This window comes from Bradyrhizobium sp. U87765 SZCCT0048, from assembly GCF_018131225.1.
Lineage (GTDB): Bacteria > Pseudomonadota > Alphaproteobacteria > Rhizobiales > Xanthobacteraceae > Bradyrhizobium_A.
In genome coordinates this window covers 496451-512599 of sequence record NZ_JAFCMM010000001.1, presented here as the reverse complement: position 1 = coordinate 512599, position 16149 = coordinate 496451, and the positions used below count along the sequence as shown (strand labels likewise).

18 protein-coding genes and 1 pseudogene are annotated in these 16149 nt (G+C 65.4%); 12 read left to right on the top strand and 7 right to left on the bottom strand.

What is annotated here, in order from left to right; genetic code table 11:
• Positions 1-53: 53 nt before the first annotated feature.
• From JQ639_RS02225 to JQ639_RS02215, 3 genes are read right to left on the bottom strand one after another with little or no spacing between them, the layout of a single operon-like run.
• Complete coding sequence (locus JQ639_RS02225; protein WP_249123576.1) at positions 54-572, bottom strand: SRPBCC family protein; 519 nt, start codon at positions 570-572, stop codon at positions 54-56.
• Complete coding sequence (locus tag JQ639_RS02220; RefSeq protein ID WP_211969666.1) at positions 569-898, bottom strand: ArsR/SmtB family transcription factor; 330 nt, start codon at positions 896-898, stop codon at positions 569-571. The genes JQ639_RS02225 and JQ639_RS02220 overlap by 4 nt, the downstream gene beginning before the upstream one ends.
• Entirely contained in the window at positions 895-1362 is a 468-nt protein-coding gene (locus JQ639_RS02215; protein ID WP_349644680.1) for a VOC family protein, read from the bottom strand. The genes JQ639_RS02220 and JQ639_RS02215 overlap by 4 nt, the downstream gene beginning before the upstream one ends.
• 405 nt (positions 1363-1767) lie before the next feature.
• Between JQ639_RS02215 and JQ639_RS02210 the strand changes: the two genes are divergently transcribed.
• Positions 1768-2124: an ArsC family reductase gene (locus tag JQ639_RS02210; RefSeq protein WP_211969668.1), complete on the top strand. Its 357-nt coding sequence runs from the start codon at positions 1768-1770 to the stop codon at positions 2122-2124.
• 16 nt (positions 2125-2140) lie between these two features.
• Here JQ639_RS02210 and JQ639_RS02205 read toward each other — a convergent pair whose 3' ends face one another.
• A complete protein-coding gene (locus JQ639_RS02205; RefSeq protein ID WP_211969669.1) occupies positions 2141-2788 on the bottom strand; it encodes a glutathione S-transferase family protein in 648 nt (215 codons plus the stop codon).
• A gap of 490 nt (positions 2789-3278) precedes the next feature.
• On the opposite strand from JQ639_RS02205, the gene JQ639_RS02200 reads away from it, so the two are divergent.
• From JQ639_RS02200 to JQ639_RS02170, 7 genes are all read left to right on the top strand, one after another.
• Positions 3279-4034, top strand: coding sequence for an ABC transporter ATP-binding protein (locus JQ639_RS02200; protein WP_211969670.1), 756 nt, complete (start codon positions 3279-3281; stop codon positions 4032-4034).
• Positions 4027-4779 (top strand): ABC transporter ATP-binding protein, encoded by a 753-nt coding sequence (locus JQ639_RS02195; RefSeq protein ID WP_211969671.1) that lies wholly within the window; start codon positions 4027-4029, stop codon positions 4777-4779. The genes JQ639_RS02200 and JQ639_RS02195 overlap by 8 nt, the downstream gene beginning before the upstream one ends.
• Before the next feature lie 54 nt (positions 4780-4833).
• Positions 4834-6051 carry an ABC transporter substrate-binding protein gene (locus JQ639_RS02190; protein WP_211969672.1) on the top strand — a complete coding sequence of 406 codons (1218 nt, stop codon included), beginning with the start codon at positions 4834-4836 and terminating at the stop codon, positions 6049-6051.
• Between the two features lie 84 nt (positions 6052-6135).
• Positions 6136-6999, top strand: coding sequence for a branched-chain amino acid ABC transporter permease (locus JQ639_RS02185; RefSeq protein ID WP_211969673.1), 864 nt, complete (start codon positions 6136-6138; stop codon positions 6997-6999).
• A gap of 1 nt (position 7000) precedes the next feature.
• Positions 7001-7966: a branched-chain amino acid ABC transporter permease gene (locus JQ639_RS02180; protein WP_211969674.1), complete on the top strand. Its 966-nt coding sequence runs from the start codon at positions 7001-7003 to the stop codon at positions 7964-7966.
• Positions 7967-8246: 280 nt separating this feature from the next.
• Positions 8247-8891 carry a DUF47 domain-containing protein gene (locus tag JQ639_RS02175; protein ID WP_211969675.1) on the top strand — a complete coding sequence of 215 codons (645 nt, stop codon included), beginning with the start codon at positions 8247-8249 and terminating at the stop codon, positions 8889-8891.
• A 14-nt stretch (positions 8892-8905) separates the two neighbouring features.
• Complete coding sequence (locus tag JQ639_RS02170; RefSeq protein WP_211969676.1) at positions 8906-9910, top strand: inorganic phosphate transporter; 1005 nt, start codon at positions 8906-8908, stop codon at positions 9908-9910.
• 112 nt (positions 9911-10022) lie between these two features.
• On the opposite strand, the gene sugE is transcribed toward JQ639_RS02170, so the two are convergent.
• The gene (gene sugE / locus JQ639_RS02165; protein WP_211969677.1) at positions 10023-10337 is read right to left on the bottom strand and encodes a quaternary ammonium compound efflux SMR transporter SugE; all 315 of its coding nucleotides are present in this window, start codon (positions 10335-10337) and stop codon (positions 10023-10025) included.
• A gap of 265 nt (positions 10338-10602) precedes the next feature.
• On the opposite strand from sugE, the gene JQ639_RS02160 reads away from it, so the two are divergent.
• The 4 genes and pseudogenes from JQ639_RS02160 to JQ639_RS35760 form a co-directional block, all read left to right on the top strand.
• Positions 10603-12219: a peptide chain release factor 3 gene (locus JQ639_RS02160; RefSeq protein WP_211969678.1), complete on the top strand. Its 1617-nt coding sequence runs from the start codon at positions 10603-10605 to the stop codon at positions 12217-12219.
• An 80-nt stretch (positions 12220-12299) separates the two neighbouring features.
• Positions 12300-12899 carry a UCP034077 family protein gene (locus JQ639_RS02155; RefSeq protein ID WP_211969679.1) on the top strand — a complete coding sequence of 200 codons (600 nt, stop codon included), beginning with the start codon at positions 12300-12302 and terminating at the stop codon, positions 12897-12899.
• Between the two features lie 124 nt (positions 12900-13023).
• On the top strand, positions 13024-13281 hold the full coding sequence (locus JQ639_RS02150) for a hypothetical protein (RefSeq protein ID WP_211969680.1): 258 nt from the start codon (positions 13024-13026) through the stop codon (positions 13279-13281).
• Between the two features lie 28 nt (positions 13282-13309).
• Positions 13310-13558, top strand: a pseudogene (locus JQ639_RS35760) (IS5/IS1182 family transposase); the annotation flags it as partial.
• Positions 13559-13643: 85 nt separating this feature from the next.
• Here the strand turns inward: JQ639_RS35760 and JQ639_RS02140 are convergent.
• Both JQ639_RS02140 and JQ639_RS02135 read right to left on the bottom strand, forming a co-directional pair.
• The gene (locus JQ639_RS02140) at positions 13644-14996 is read right to left on the bottom strand and encodes an esterase-like activity of phytase family protein (RefSeq protein WP_211969871.1); all 1353 of its coding nucleotides are present in this window, start codon (positions 14994-14996) and stop codon (positions 13644-13646) included.
• Positions 14997-15145: 149 nt separating this feature from the next.
• Entirely contained in the window at positions 15146-15937 is a 792-nt protein-coding gene (locus JQ639_RS02135) for a substrate-binding domain-containing protein (RefSeq protein ID WP_371745179.1), read from the bottom strand.
• Positions 15938-16149: the final 212 nt, after the last annotated feature.

The following is a 16149-nucleotide window of genomic DNA, read 5'->3' as shown; positions in this document are numbered from 1 at the left end:
CTCCGACGACGAGGTCGAAGCCGTGCTTCAGTTCGCGAGGTGATTGCCCGGCGTCACCGATGCTGTGCTTCGGGCGCGGCCGTTCGGAGGCGATGCGCCGCCAGCAAGCGCTGCCACCATTCGCCGAGCCGGCGCATGAGGACGGCGTCCGGCATGGTGTGGCGGGCGACATGGCCCGCCGGCACGCCGTCCCAACCGCGGTGCTCGACGGTGACACGGGTCTGGTCGCCGGCCAGTTCGAAGCGCACCTCGACCTCGGTCGTCTGGTCGCGTGCGAATGTCGCCTGACGCCAGCCGAATACGAGGCGGCTGCCGGGCTCCCACACCGAGATGCGGCCAATCTCGAAGACCTTGCCGTCGGGCAAGGTCTCGGTGAAGCGTCCACCGACGCGCGGCTCGAAGGCGAGCGTGCCGGGGGAGCGCGGGGTCAACTGAAACAACGGGCTCGGTTGCCACCACAGCGCAATGTCGTTCGTGAACACCGCGAACGCACGTTCTGGCGTGGCGGCGACGCGCAGCGAGACGATGACGCGCGACGCCATCGCGCCGCTGGCCGTCGCGCCCGGCGTCATGGCGAGCGCTCGAGATGGGCCTTGAAGGCACCGAGCTGTGCGGTCCACAGTTGCTCGGTTTCTTCCAGCCAGTGCTTCAACTCGGTCATCGGTTGGGGGCGCAGGCTGTAGATGCGCACGCGTGCATCGAAGGCCGGGTGACTTTCCTCGATCAGGCCGGTGGCCTTCAGTGTGCGAAGATGGCGGCTGAGGGCCGGTGGATTGAGGCCGACTGCGTCCGCGATTTCGCCGGCACGATGTGGCCGCTCCCTGAGCAGGTCAATCACCCGCCGCCGTGCCGGGTCGGCGAGGGCAGCGAGCGTGCGGTCGACAGCGGCAGCGCTCAATGCCAGCCCTCGATCTTCAGGCCGCTCGCTGCCTCGGCATCTTCGCGGGATACGGTTCGGACGGGCGCCGCGAAGATCCAGACATGGCCTTCGGGGTCCCGTGCGCGGTAGGTCCGGTCGCCGTAAAACTGTTCGGCCGGCTCCTGCAGGATGGTGGCGCCGGCCGCCTGCGCCCGCGCGCAATGGGCGTCGACACTGTCGAGGTCGGAAACCATCACATGAAGGGTCTGCGAATTGCGCCCGCCAAGGTTGGCCGGACTTGCGACGAATTCGGCCCATTCGGAACCGACATAGATGAGGCCGTCGCCATAGCGCATCTCGGCGTGGGCGAGGCTACCGTCGGCGGCCGTAATGATCATGCTGCGCTCGAAGCCGAAGGCCGCTTCCAGCCACGCGAGCGCGGCCGTCGCATCCTTGTAGATGACCGCAGGAACAAGTGTCGGACGCCGAAACGGATCGGACATGATCATTTCCTTGTCGTTATCTGAAATATTTAACGCTCAAGAGAAATAATTGTCAAGGTGCCGGGAAACAAGCGGTTGCGCGCCGTAACACCTTCCAGGGCTCGTTCCAGGGCTCGCGCCGCCTTCGGTTCGGCCGGACAGCCGTGTCCTGACGGCACCGCTGCCGCCGGACGTTGCCGCGGATGCGTTCCGGCGGGCGCATCTGACCGTTCTCGATGACCGGCGGCTGCTTGCGCCGCGGGCGGTCATGCCGGTGTGCTGGGTGGTGCGGCATGTCGTTCTCGTCCAGCGTCTCGTTCTCGTCCAGCGTCTCGTGGGGATGGGCTGCCACAAGCATCTCGACCGCTGCCGGCTGCGCGGCTAGAGCAGTTTGCGCACATTCGCATCCACCCGACGAGGCCGGCCTTGGCGATCACGATCTATGGCATCAAGAACTGCGACACCATGAAGAAGGCCCGCACCTGGCTCGACAGCCATGGTGTTGCCTATGACTTCCATGACTACAAGGCGTCCGGCATCGACCGCCAGCGGCTCGCGAGCTGGAGCAAGGAGGTGGGCTGGGAAACCCTGCTCAACCGCGCCGGCACCACGTTCCGTGCGCTGCCGGATGCCGACAAGGCGGACCTGACCGAGAAGAAGGCGATCGCGCTGATGCTTGCCCAGCCGTCAATGATCAAGCGGCCGGTGCTCGATCTCGGCAAGCGCCTGGTCGTCGGCTTCAAGCCGGACGTCTACGCCGAGGCGGTGCCGGCCAGGCGCTGAGGCGCGCGCTCAAGGCTCACGACAACGGCGGGGCGACGTAGGTCTGAAAGCCGCTGCGAGGCGTCAGCCTGTCATACCAGCGCTGCAGATGCGGCAGCGTCGGCTTGTGGGTGCCTTCGACGCCGAACCAGCGCCGGACGTAGGCCCCGATGGTGATGTCGGCGAGGGTGAACTGTTCGCCCTCGAGATAGGTCCGGTCAGCGAGGTGGGCATCGACGATGCGCCAGAGCTGGGCGACTGCATCGGTCGCGGCCTGCAGCGCCACCATGTCGCGCTTGTCCGGCGCGGTGCGCACGAGGCCCCAGAAGACCGGCCGTTCCGCCGGCTGCAGCGTCGACAGCGACCAGTCGAGCCAGCGCTCGAGGCCGCCGCGCACCCGCGGCTCCGCGGGATAGAGCGGCGAGGCTGGCGCGAACTGCAGCACCAGATAGCGCATGATGGAATTGGATTCCCACAGCACGAAGTCGCCATGGACCAGCGTCGGCACCCGCGCGTTGGGGTTCATGGCGAGATAGCCGTCTTCCTGGGTACGGCCATACTGCATGCCGGCGTCGATGCGCTCGACGCTCAGGCCAAGCTCCTGGCAGCACCACATCACTTTCTGGACGTTGACGGAGTTGGCGCGGCCCCAGATCCGGGGTGTTTCGCTCGCGGGGGTGGTCATGTCGCAGGCCTGTCGCTGTGGAGGGAAATGCCGACGATCTGCTTACGGAAGATTCGCTGCTTCGTCATGGCGACGGAGGCATGGCTGACGCGCTTGTGCGTCGTGCGCGGGGGGGCGCCTGTTCTGCCAGCCGGTACGTTGCGTCCGGCGGAAAAAATGAAGTTGTGGAACACGTTTGGCGGCGCGCAAGTGCCGGGGGGCGGCGTGCTCACGGGAAATAATGACAAACGCGGCCGGGATCATGCGTGCCCGGGGTGGAGGAGGCTGAGGTTCTGCGGCAGACCCAGTATTTAGTCGAATATCGCCGCGGCGAGACGTGGCGATGGTGCCTCGCTTTACGGCTTGCAGAAGGCAAGGACTTGGCGGCATAGTCGCGCCCAAGCCGGCACCGGGGCGGGCGGACCAAGCCCCCGCCATGGACGAACGGCATGACACGAAAACCCGGTCACGGCGACGACACATCGCATGAAGGCTGGAGGGGGAGAGTTAGTTGGCCGATGACTTCATTCTCGAAACAAAAGGTCTGACCAAGGAGTTTGCAGGGTTTGTCGCCGTCAACGACGTCAACCTGCAGATCAAGCGGGGAAGCATCCACGCCCTGATCGGGCCCAACGGGGCCGGCAAGACCACCTGTTTCAACCTGCTGACCAAGTTTCTGACGCCGTCGCGCGGGCAGATTCTCTACAAGGGCCAGGACATCACGGCGACCAAGCCGGCCGATGTCGCGCGCCTCGGGCTGGTGCGCTCGTTCCAGATCTCGGCGGTGTTTCCCCACCTCACGTCGCTGGAGAACGTGCGGGTCGCGCTGCAGCGGCAGCACGGCGACTCCTTCGATTTCTGGCGGTCCAAGACGGTGCTCAACCGTTTCAACGATCGGGCCCGCGAACTGCTCGACGACGTCGGCCTCAGCGCGTTCGCCGATACGCAGGCGGTTGAGATGCCTTACGGCCGCAAGCGCGCGCTGGAGATCGCCACGACGCTGGCGCTCGATCCGGAAATGATGCTGCTGGACGAGCCGATGGCCGGCATGGGCCACGAGGACATCGACAAGATCGCCGCACTGATCAAGCGCATCTCGGCCAAATACACCATCGTCATGGTCGAACATAACCTGTCGGTGGTCGCCAATCTCTCCGACAAGATCACCGTGCTGACCCGCGGCCGCGTCCTCGCCGAGGGCAATTACTCGGACCTGACCAAGGACGAGCGGGTGAAGGAAGCCTATCTGGGAGCGGGTCATGCTTGATGTTTCGTCATCCGTTCCTCGCGAGCCTGCGACCGGCAGCGCGGCCGATGTCGTGCTGTCGGTGGACAACCTCGAGGCGTGGTACGGCGAGTCCCACGTCCTGCACGGCATCAATTTCAATGTCCGCGAAGGCGAGGTGGTGACGCTGCTCGGCCGTAACGGCGCCGGCAAGACCACGACGCTGAAGTCTGTGATGGGCATCATCGGCAAGCGCGCCGGCTCGGTGCGCTTCCAGGGCAAGGAGATCATCCGCGCCTCGTCCGACAAGATCGCGCGCCAGGGCATTGCGATCTGTCCGGAGGAGCGCGGCATCTTCTCCAGCCTCGACGTCCGCGAGAACCTGCTGCTGCCGCCGACGGTGCGGCCGGGCGGGCTGCCGCTCGACCAGATCTTCACGCTGTTCCCGAACCTCAAGGAGCGCCTCAACAGCCAGGGCACCAAGCTGTCGGGTGGCGAGCAGCAGATGCTGGCCATCGCCCGGATCCTGCGCACGGGCGCGCGTTTCCTGATGCTGGACGAGCCGACCGAGGGCCTCGCGCCGGTTATCATCCAGCAGATCGGCAACACGATCGCCCGGCTCAAGTCGCAGGGCTTCACCATCCTGCTCGTCGAGCAGAACTTCCGCTGGGCCTCGACCGTCGCGGACCGCTTCTACATCGTCGAGCACGGCAAGGTCATCGACGGCTTCGCCAGTGCCGAGCTGTCGGCCAACATGGACAAGCTGCACACCTATCTCGGTGTCTGAGATATCTCGGCGTCTAAACACGAAGCATTCCCCAGAAGGGGTTCAGGAGGAAACATGAAAAGGTCTCTTTCGGCCTTGCTGCTCGGCTCCGCGATGATTCTGGTCGCCGGAGCGGCGCAGGCGCAGGACAAGACGGTCAAGATCGGCGCGCTCAGCGATCAGTCGGGGCTCTATGCCGATCTCGGCGGTCCGGGCTCGACGCTCGCCGCGCAGATGGCGATCGAGGATTCCGGGCTGCTGAACAAGGGCTGGAAGATCGACGTGATCTCCGGCGATCACCAGAACAAGCCCGACATCGGCAGCAACATCGCCCGCCAGTGGTTCGACGTCGAGAAGGTCGACGCCATCGTCGACGTGCCGAACTCGGGTGTCGCGCTCGCAGTCAATAACGTCGTCAAGGAAAAGAACGGCGTCTACATCAACTCCGGCGCGGCGACCTCGGACCTCACCAACGCGCAGTGCTCTCCCAACACCGTGCACTGGACCTACGACACCTACATGCTCGCGCACAGCACCGGCGGCGCGCTGGTGAAGGCCGGCGGCGACAGCTGGTTCTTCCTGACGGCGGACTATGCCTTCGGCGCCGCGCTCGAGCGTGACACGACCGCGGTGATCAACGGCGCGGGCGGCAAGGTGGTCGGCGGCGTCAAGCATCCGCTCAACACCTCGGACTTCTCCTCGTTCCTGCTGCAGGCGCAGGCCTCCAAGGCCAAGATCGTCGGCCTTGCCAACGCCGGCGGCGACACCACCAATGCCATCAAGCAGGCGGCCGAATTCGGCATCGTCAGCGGGGGCCAGAAGCTCGCCGCGCTGCTGCTGTTCCTCACCGACGTGCACTCGCTCGGCCTGCCGGTGGCCCAGGGCCTGAACTTCACCGAGACGTTCTACTGGGACCTGAACGACCAGACCCGGGCGTTCTCCAAGCGCTTCCAGGAGCGCATGAAGAACAAGCAGATGCCGACCATGGTGCATGCCGGCGTCTATGCCGGCACGCTGCACTATCTCAAGGTGCTCGCGGCGATGGGTGGCAATCCGCACGACGGCGCCAAGGTCGTGGCCCAGATGAAGGCGACCCCGACCGACGATCCGCTGTTCGGTAAGGGCACCATCCGCGAAGACGGCCGCAAGATGCACCCGGGGTACCTTTTCGAGGTCAAGAAGCCGTCCGAATCCAAGGGGCCGTGGGACTACTACAAGCTGGTCGCCACCGTTCCGGCGGACCAGGCCTTCACGCCGCTGTCCGAGAGCAAGTGCCCGCTCGTCAAGAAATGAGATACCGCCCGGCGGCGCCCAGCCGCGCCGCCGGGCTCTCCATCCTGCGATCCGTGAGAGCCTGACCACGAAAGTTCGATCGATATGCAAGCCCTTTACGCCCAACTTCTGGTTGGTCTGATCAACGGCTCGTTCTACGCGCTGCTCAGCCTCGGCCTTGCCGTCATCTTCGGCATGCTGAACATCATCAATTTCGCCCACGGCGCGCTCTACATGATGGGTGCGTTCGTGGCGTACTTCCTGCTCGAATACGCCGGCATCGGCTACTGGTGGGCGCTGATCCTGGCGCCGCTGGCCGTCGCCGCGTTCGGTGTCGTGCTCGAGCGCACCATGCTGCAGTGGCTCGCCGGCCTCGATCACCTCTATGGCCTGCTGCTGACGTTCGGCATGGCGCTGATCATCCAGGGCGTTTTCCAGAACTATTTCGGATCCTCCGGCCTGCCATATGCGATCCCCGACGCGCTGAAGGGCGGCGTCAATCTCGGCTTCATGTTCCTGCCGATCTATCGCGGCTGGGTGGTGATCTTCTCGCTGATCGTCTGCATCCTGACCTGGTACCTGATCGAGCGGACCCGGCTCGGCGCCTACCTGCGCGCGGCGACGGAGAACCCCACCCTGGTGCGGGCCTTCGGCATCAATGTGCCGCGCATGATCACGCTGACCTATGCTCTCGGCGTCGGTCTCGCCGCGCTCGCCGGCGTGCTGTCGGCGCCGATCAACCAGGTGCGGCCGCTGATGGGCGCCGACCTCATCATCGTGGTGTTCGCGGTGGTGGTGATCGGCGGCATGGGCTCGATCATGGGCTCGATCATCACGGGGTTTGCCCTCGGCATCGTCGAGGGCCTGACCAAGTATTTCTATCCGGAAGCCTCCAACACCGTGGTGTTCGTGCTGATGGTGCTGGTGCTGCTTGTGAAACCGACGGGTCTGACGGGACGGGCCAACTGACATGACATCGATCACCGACAACGCCGCGCCCGCGCACCGTTCGAGCCGCGACGAGATCGTCGCCTTCGTCATCATGGCGGTGGCGCTCGCGATCGTGCCGTTCACCGGCATCTATCCGTATTTCGTCATGCAGGCACTGTGCTTCGCGCTGTTCGCCTGCGCCTTCAACCTGCTGATCGGCTATGGCGGCCTGCTGTCGTTCGGCCACGCGATGTTCCTCGGCACCGCCGGCTATGTGACCGCCCATGCGCTGAAGGTGTGGTCGTTCGAGCCCGAATTCGGCATTCTGCTCGGCGTCGCCGCGTCGGCGGTGCTGGCCATCATCACCGGTCTCATCGCCATCCGCCGCCAGGGCATCTACTTCTCGATGATCACCCTGGCGCTGTCGCAACTGCTGTACTTCGTCTACCTGCAGACGCCGTTCACCCATGGCGAGGACGGCATCCAGGGCGTGCCGCAGGGCAAGCTGTTCTGGCTGCTCAACCTGGCCCAGCCGATGACGCTGTACTACACGATCCTCGTCATTTTCCTGCTCGCGTTCCTGCTGATCTTCCGCATCGTCAACTCGCCGTTCGGCGAGGTGTTGAAGGCGATCCGCGAGAACGAGCCGCGGGCGGTCTCGCTGGGCTACAAGACTGACCAGTACAAGCTGATGGCCTACATCCTGTCCGGAAGCCTTGCGGGCCTCGCCGGGTCGCTCAAGATCTTCGTGGCGCAGAACGCCTCGCTGACCGACGTACACTGGTCGATGTCGGGCGAGGTGGTGCTGATGACCCTGGTCGGCGGCCTCGGCACCATCTTCGGACCGGTGGTCGGCGCTTTCGTGATCATCGCCATGCAGCAGTACCTGGCGCAGTTCGGGCAGTGGGTCACGGTGATCCAGGGCGTGATCTTCGTGGTCTGCGTGCTGACCTTCCGCCGCGGCGTCATCGGCGAGATCGCGCACCTGTTCAAGCGCTCGCTCTGATCTCACCCCGTCGGGATCGATCCGAACGCGCCCCGGCGGCTTCGCCGGGGCGCGTTCACGTTTCACGAATCGGGCTTATCCACAGGTTGTGGATGGCAGGCGGGGCTGCGGATTGAGCCGTTCCCCGCCGGGATGTTTTGTGACAATCACGTGACGCTGTGTCGCTGGCGAGTCCCCGCGGGGAGGCGCCGCGTCGGGATTCCGGCACAGCTGAGGTGAGCAGGGGGATCGGCCCATGCGCCGCGAGCCCGCGGCCGGCCGATCCAGGCAGGGGAATACGATGCTGAGCTGGTTCAAGGCCTTGCTGCCGCATGAGGCGCGCTTCTTCGTCCTGTTCGCGCAGCATTCCCAGACCATCGTCAGCGGCGCCGAGGCGCTGCAGGGCGTGCTGCGTGGCGGTGACGAGGTCCCGGCCTACTGCCAGAAGGTCAGCCAGTTCGAGCAGCAGGCCGACGAGGTCACCCGCCAGGTGCTGACCGCCGTGCGGCGGACCTTCATCACCCCGTTCGACCGTGTCGACATCAAGGACCTGATCACCTCGATGGACGATGCCATCGACCAGATGCACCAGACCGCCAAGGCGGTCACGCTGTTCGAGGTCCGGCAGTTCGAGCCGCCGATGCGCGAGATCGGCGCCATCATCGTCGAGTGCTCCAAGCTGGTCGTGCGGGCGCTGCCGCTGCTGCAGGCGATCGGCGATAACGTCACGACGCTGACGGCGATCACCGAGGAACTGACCAAGCTGGAGGGGCGGGTCGACGACCTCCACGACATCGGCATCAAGGAACTCTATCTCAAGCACCGCAACGCCAACACGATGGACTACATCGTCGGTGCCAAGATCTACGAGCATCTCGAGAAGGTCGCCGATCGTTTTGACGACGTCGCCAACGAGATCAACAGCATCGTCATCGAACAGGTCTGAGCCAAGGGCACGCCGTGGACGCCAGCCTCAGCCTTCCGCTCCTCGTCGGCCTGATCGCCGTCGCGCTGCTGTTCGACTTCCTCAACGGACTGCACGACGCCGCCAACTCGATCGCCACCATCGTCTCGACGCGGGTGCTGCGGCCGCAATACGCCGTGTTCTGGGCGGCGTTCTTCAACTTCATCGCCTTCCTGTTCTTCGGCCTGCATGTCGCCCAGACGCTCGGCACCGGCATCATCGATCCCGGCATTGTCGATCCCTGCGTGATCTTCGCCGCGCTGGTCGGCGCCATCGTCTGGAACCTGGTCACCTGGGGGCTCGGCATCCCGTCGTCGAGTTCGCATGCGCTGATCGGCGGCCTTGTCGGCGCCGGTTTTGCCAAGGCCGGGTTGGCGGCGATGGAATGGAGCGGGTTGACCAAGACCATTCTCGCCATCGTGGCGTCGCCGCTGCTCGGCTTCTTCCTGGCGCTGGTGCTGGTGGCGGTCGTGTCCTGGCTGTCGGTGCGCTCGACGCCGTTCGCGGTCGACCGCGCCTTCCGCACCCTGCAGTTCGCGTCCGCCTCGCTGTATTCGCTGGGGCATGGCGGCAACGACGCGCAGAAGACCATGGGCATCATTGCCGTACTCCTGTACTCGCAAGGCTATCTCGGCGGCGACTTCCACGTGCCGCTCTGGGTGGTGCTGTCCTGCCAGACCGCCATGGCGGTCGGCACCCTGATGGGCGGCTGGCGCATCGTGCGCACCATGGGCAACCGCATTACCCGTCTGACGCCGATGCAGGGGTTCTGTGCCGAGACCGGCGGCGCGGCAACGCTGTTCCTCGCCACGTGGTTCGGGGTGCCGGTCTCGACCACCCACACCATCACCGGCGCCATTGTCGGTGTCGGCGCCGCGCGGCGGACCTCGGCCGTGCGCTGGAATGTGGCGAGCTCAATCGTGGTCGCCTGGGTGATCACGATCCCGGCGTCGGCAATCGTGGCCGCCGCCAGCTACTGGATCGTGCAGGCGCTGCGCTGAGCCGCCGGTCCGGACCCGCAACCCGGATTGTTGAAGCGATATCCGGGGCAGGCCGCGGGCCGATCGCCCGGGTGCCGCTACGCTCACCCGGGCTGCCGCTGGGTAGCCGCCGTCAGGTCGCGAGCTTCAATCCGAAAATGCCGGCGACGATCAGGCCGATGCAGGCGAGGCGCATGGCGGTCGCCGGCTCGCCGAACAGGGCGATGCCGAGGAGGGCGGTCCCGACCGTGCCGATGCCGGTCCAGACCGCGTAACCGGTGCCGACCGGCAGCGATTTGAGCGCCCAGCCCAGCAGCAGCACGCTCGCCACCATGCAGGCGAGGGTCAGTACCGACGGCACCAGGCGGGTGAAGCCCTCGGTGTATTTGAGGCCGATCGCCCAGCCGATCTCCATCAAGCCGGCGATGAACAGAATGATCCAGGCCATGACAGCCACGTCCTTTCATGGGGCGCCCGCCGGGCGGGAACCGAAGGGTCCGCCGGGGGGCCGTTCCGATGACAGGGCCGTCCCTGCCGGGTGTCGGGGAAGCGGGAGGCCGTCCTCGCCGCTTTCGGTGATATGGGAGCGACCATGCGGGCCGTCAAAGAAAGATGCAATTGCATCCAATGTCGCACTTGACAGGGCTGCCTTTGGTCGCGCCCGGCCGCTTCTCCCTTGATCCCGCCGCGTTTCTTTGTCACACGCTCGGCCCATGTCCGACATCGCTCTTTCCGCCGACGCGCCGTCCTCGCCGCTCGCCACCGAAGTGGCGCGCCGGCGCACCTTCGCCATCATTTCCCATCCTGACGCCGGCAAGACTACGCTGACCGAGAAGCTGCTGCTGTTCGGCGGCGCCATCAATCTCGCCGGCCAGGTCAAGGCCAAGGGCGAGCGGCGCAACACCCGTTCGGACTGGATGAAGATCGAGCGCGACCGCGGCATCTCGGTCGTCACCTCGGTGATGACCTTCGAGTTCGATGGCCTCGTCTTCAACCTGCTGGACACCCCGGGCCACGAGGACTTCTCGGAGGACACCTACCGCACGCTGACCGCGGTCGACTCGGCGGTGATGGTGATCGACGCCGCCAAGGGCATCGAGGCGCGCACCCGCAAGCTGTTCGAGGTCTGCCGCCTGCGCGACATTCCGATCATCACCTTCATCAACAAGATGGACCGCGAGACCCGCGATCCGTTCGAGCTGCTTGACGAGATCGAGAAGACGCTGGCGCTCGACACCACGCCGATCACCTGGCCGGTGGGACGCGGCCGCGACTTCATCGGCACCTACGACATTCTCACCGGCGGCGTGCGCCTGCTCGAGGGCGGCGGCGCCAAGACCGGCTCGGCCGAGCAGATCGCCATCAGCGAGCTTGCCGCGCGTAATTCCAACCTCGACGCCGCTGCGATCGAGGAAGAACTGGCGCTGGTCACCGAGGCCTGCAAGCCGTTCGATCTCGCCGCGTTCCGCGAGGGCCATCTGACGCCGGTGTTCTTCGGCAGCGCGCTGCGCAACTTCGGCGTCGGCGACCTGCTGGAAGGGCTTGGGCGCTACGCACCGCCGCCGCGCGCCCAGGAGAGCAACCTGCGCAAGGTCGAGGCCGATGAGCCGCGGATGTCGGCGTTCGTGTTCAAGATCCAGGCCAACATGGATCCCAACCACCGCGACCGCATCGCCTTCGCGCGGTTGTGCTCGGGCAAGCTGCAGCGGGGCATGAAGGCCAAGTTGACCCGCACCGGCAAGCCGATGAGCCTGTCGTCGCCGCAGTTCTTCTTCGCCCAGGACCGCGCGCTCGCCGACGAGGCGTTCGCCGGCGACGTCGTCGGCATTCCCAACCACGGCACGCTGCGCATCGGCGATACCCTGACCGAGGGCGAGGACATCACCTTCGTCGGCGTTCCCAGCTTCGCGCCGGAAATCCTGCGCCGCGTGCGCCTGACCGACGCCATGAAGGCCAAGAAGCTCAAGGAAGCGCTGCAGCAGATGTCGGAGGAGGGCGTCGTGCAGGTGTTCCGGCCGCGCGACGGCTCGCCGGCGCTGGTCGGCGTCGTCGGCCAGCTCCAGCTCGACGTGCTGAAAGCCCGGCTCGACGCCGAATACGGCCTGCCGGTGGATTTCGAAATCAGCGAGTTCTCGCTGGCGCGCTGGTTCTCGGCGGACGACCGCAAGGTGTACGACGCCTTCGTCAACGCCAACGGATCGGGCATCGCCGAGGACGTCGACGGCGACCTGGTTTTTTTAGCCAAGAACCAGTTCTACCTCGACTACACCCGCGAGCGCTCCGAGGGCATCCGCTTCGCCAACGTCAAGGACGTCAAGAAAGCGTCCTGAGCGCGAAGATGTGAAGCGCGGCCGGCCACTGTCGGTCGCGATCAGCGCTATGCTGGCCGGATCGGTTCCGGGAGCAGGCCATGCGCGCCGTGATCGTTCTTCTGATCGTGATGGCGGGGGTGGCCATGGGCCGGTCCGCCGTGGCGCAGGAGCGTCGCCCGGCCGATCCGTCGCCCTTTGCCCATGTCCCCTGCAGCGTGTTCGACAACCGGCCGTGCACGCCGTCGGTGTGCAGCGCGCTCGAAAGCGGCCCATGCTTTCCGGACATCGACTATCCGATCGGCGAGAACCTGCAGGTGACCGTCGAGAGCAATCCGCCGGACAAGGATGCGGCACGCTACCGCATTCCCGATCACGACCTCGATACCATCGGTGATCTGTTCCAGGCGCTGCGCGCGTGCTGGACGCCGCCGCAGCAGGAGGTGGCGCGCGAAGGGATGCAGATGGCGGTGAAGTTCAGCTTCAGGCGCGACGGGGCGCTGATCGCGCCGCCGCAACTGACCTATGCCACGCCCGGCGCGACATCGCAGACACGCGACGCCTACCGCCAGGCGATCGTCGTGTCGCTGTCGCATTGCGTGCCGCTGGCGTTCAGCAAGGGCCTCGGCGGCGCCATCGCCGGCCGGCCGATCCTGGTGCGTTATGTCGACAACCGCATGTTCGAACGGCCATCGCCGTGACGATCGAAGGTCGGCCATGAGAAAAGACAGCGCCCAAGACGTCCCCCCCGGGAGCTTCGATGTCGTGGCAAGTGGCCAACTTATCATGCTAGATTTTGGGCGGATAACTGGTAGACGAGTGGCTATGACAGTCGTTTATGATCTTTGGTTCGAACGCGAGTATCCGGATCGTGAGGATACAGAGCTGCACATCGGCATCTATGCGACTGAAGCCGATGCCGCGAAAGCGATCGGCCGTTTGCGCGATCAGCCAGGATTTCGAGACTTCCCTGAAGGCTTTAATACTTACCCTGTTACGCTTGGAGTGACTGGGTGGCAGGAAGGTTTTGTAACTGAGTTCGTGCCGGCAAAAGAGATCGATGCGACCGATCGGCCCGCCTAAACGCCCGAGCTGGTAACTGGCGGCTTTCGCTGATCGCATCTGCGAACTGATCTAGAACCAGGGTGCCACGCCCAGCATCTGGCTCAAAAGCAACCGGCGCTGGCAACCGTGTTTCAGCAAGCGCCTTTATCGCGAGCGCAACCTCATCGAGCGGTTCTTCTTCAAGTTGAAGCGCTTCCGTTGCGTCGCCACACATTACGACAAGCTCGCCGCCAACTTCCGCGTTGTGGTCCAGCTCGCCTCAATGCGGCTGTGCCTCCGAACTTATGAGTCTACGGACTCGTATTTTCTTTCTCTTGCTTTCGCCGGCTGGCAAGATGCTCCCGGAGTCATTCCGGGAGCGTTTCTTAGTCGGAGCCTGTTTACTTCGCCTTGAGCAGATCGGCGACGTCGAGCAGCACCATCTCGTTGTCGTCGGCCTTGTTGGGATCGCGGCTCGACGAGAACGGCAGGTTGTTGTCATTGCCGACGATGATGTGGGTGGCATCCACGAGGTCGACGTTCTCGATGGTGAAGAACGGGAAGGTCAGCACGCCGTCGTTGAGCGGCTTGCGGGCCTTCTTGTCCGGGTCCTGGATCTTCATCAGGTCGATGTGGCCGATCTTGCGCACCGGCTTGCCGACATTGGCGTCGCTCAGCTCGATCTTGTAGACGCGCTTGAATTTGGCCAAATCAGGGAAGCAGTCGGTGCCGCGGACGCCGACGGCACAGGCCTTGTCGGCGGTGCCTTCGCCGTTGTCGCGCTCGATGACGAGGCCGGTCGCGCCGTCGATCATGTTGAAATCGCCGATGGCATTGCCGGTGTTCTCGAAGCGGTAGTACCAGAACCGCCCGGTGAATTTCTCCGCCGCGACATCGAACTCGAGAATGCGCGAGGCCTCGTTGCCGTCGACCTTCTCCCAGTCCTTCTTGTCGGCATCCCACAGCGGGCCTTCGAGCAGGCCGTAGAGGAACTTGCCATCCTTGCTGGCGGCGAAGCCCTCAAAACCCTTGGAGCGGCGCAGGTTGACGTTGGTGTAGGTCGCGCCCGGCGCGCCAGGCGAGACGGCGGCGTAGTGGTCGGGCGAGCGCACCGGCTTGCCGTCGGCGATCGTCTCGATCACGCCGAGCACCTTGCCGGTCATGTCGGCCTTGATGATGTAGGGGCCGAACTCGTCGCCGATCCACAGCGTGTCGCCGACGATCTGGAAGCCCTCGGTGTCGAAGTCCGCGCCGGTCAGGTAGCGCTTCTCGGTGCCCTCGTGGACGATGCGGAACGGCACCTTCTTGTCAGGATCGTGCAGGAAGATGGTCTGCAGGTTCTTCCACTCGCCCTTGGCCCAGTCGATGGACCAGCGGTTGAGGTAGAGCATGGAGTCCGGCGAGTTGGCTTTCGCGCCCATGCCGTTGTCGGTCAGGATCCAGAAACTTCCGTCCGGCATCACCTTGATGCCCGAGTGGCCCTGGATCGGCTGGCCCTTGAACGGCAGCTTGACGCCGGTGTCGCGCTCGTAGGACTTGCCCATCACCGAGCCGACCTGCTCGACGCGCTTGCCGGTGGTGTACTTGCCGGAGGTCTGGAGATCGACCGGCGCATCCGCCGGCGCGGCAATGAACGTCTCGGCCGGCAGCACGGCATGGCCGGCGAGCCTGGCGGGAAATTCCTGCTGCGCGAGCGCAGGCGCGGCGGCGGCGGCGAGACACAGTGCGGCGCTCGCCAGAAGGGTGGTGCGGATCATGTTGGCCCCGTTGGTCGTTAAACAGGGCCAGTTCTGCGCAGCGATCGTGATGGCCGGATTACAGGCGCATTGCGGCGGGATGACAGGGGTGGATGGCGCGGTGAAACGCGTTCGCGCGCGACCTCATGCCACAGACGCCGGTCGCGCTACTTGTCGCTGACGAACGGATCGAGCCCGGCCTTCTTCAGCGCCGGCGCCGCCGCAGGCGAGGCGAGGAAGGCGATCAGTGCCTTGCCGCCGTCAGGCTCCTTCGCGCCGGTGGCAATGCCGGCGGAGAAGATCGTGATCTTCTGCACCGCGCCCGGCAGCGGACCGACGAGGTCGGCGCCGGGGACCGGCAGCAGTTCGCTGATCTGCTGGAAGCCAAGCTCCGATTCGCCGCGGGCGACGCCGGCCGCGACCGGCTCCGCCGGGATCATCTTCGCCTTGCCCTTCATCTGCTCGGCGATGCCGAGCTTCTCGAACAGTTCGCCGCCGACATAGACGCCGCTGGCGCTGTCGGAGTAGGCAACCGACTTGGCGTTCAGCAGGGCCTGCTTCAGCGCGTCGGGGGTGCTGATGTCGGGCTTGGGACTGCCGGCGCACACCACCATGCCGATCGGCGAGCGCACGAGATCGACCCGCGTGCCTTCCATCGCCTTGCCTTCATCGATCATCTTGCCGAGCGCATCGCCGACCATGATCAGCACGTCGGCGGGCTCGCCGCGCGCAAGCCGCACGGGGATGGCGTTCTCCGTGGTGCCCATCGACGGGCCGTAGGATGTCACGACGGTGTGGCCGCTCGCCTTCTCGAACTGCGGCACCAGTTCCTTATAGGCGGCGGTGAGGCCACCCGAGATCATCACTTTGATTTCCGCGGCATGGGCAGCGCCGTGCAGAAGGAGCGCGGCGAACGCGCCGGCGACAAGGCGGGGCAGGGTTGCGTGAGCGTGCACCAGATGTCCTCCCGTTTTCGTTGTCCGGCACCGGCGATGCCGGCCGGGGAGCCATGCGTGTCGCCTGATCGACGCGACGATGCGCGGCGGAGCGGCGGCATTGCGCGCCGCCCCGGAAAGATGATACGCGGGGCTCGTCGCCGCGGCTAGAGCAAGACCGCCACGACACGAAATTGCACCGCGCGATTTCACGCCGGCCTCGTCGTCGGCGATCA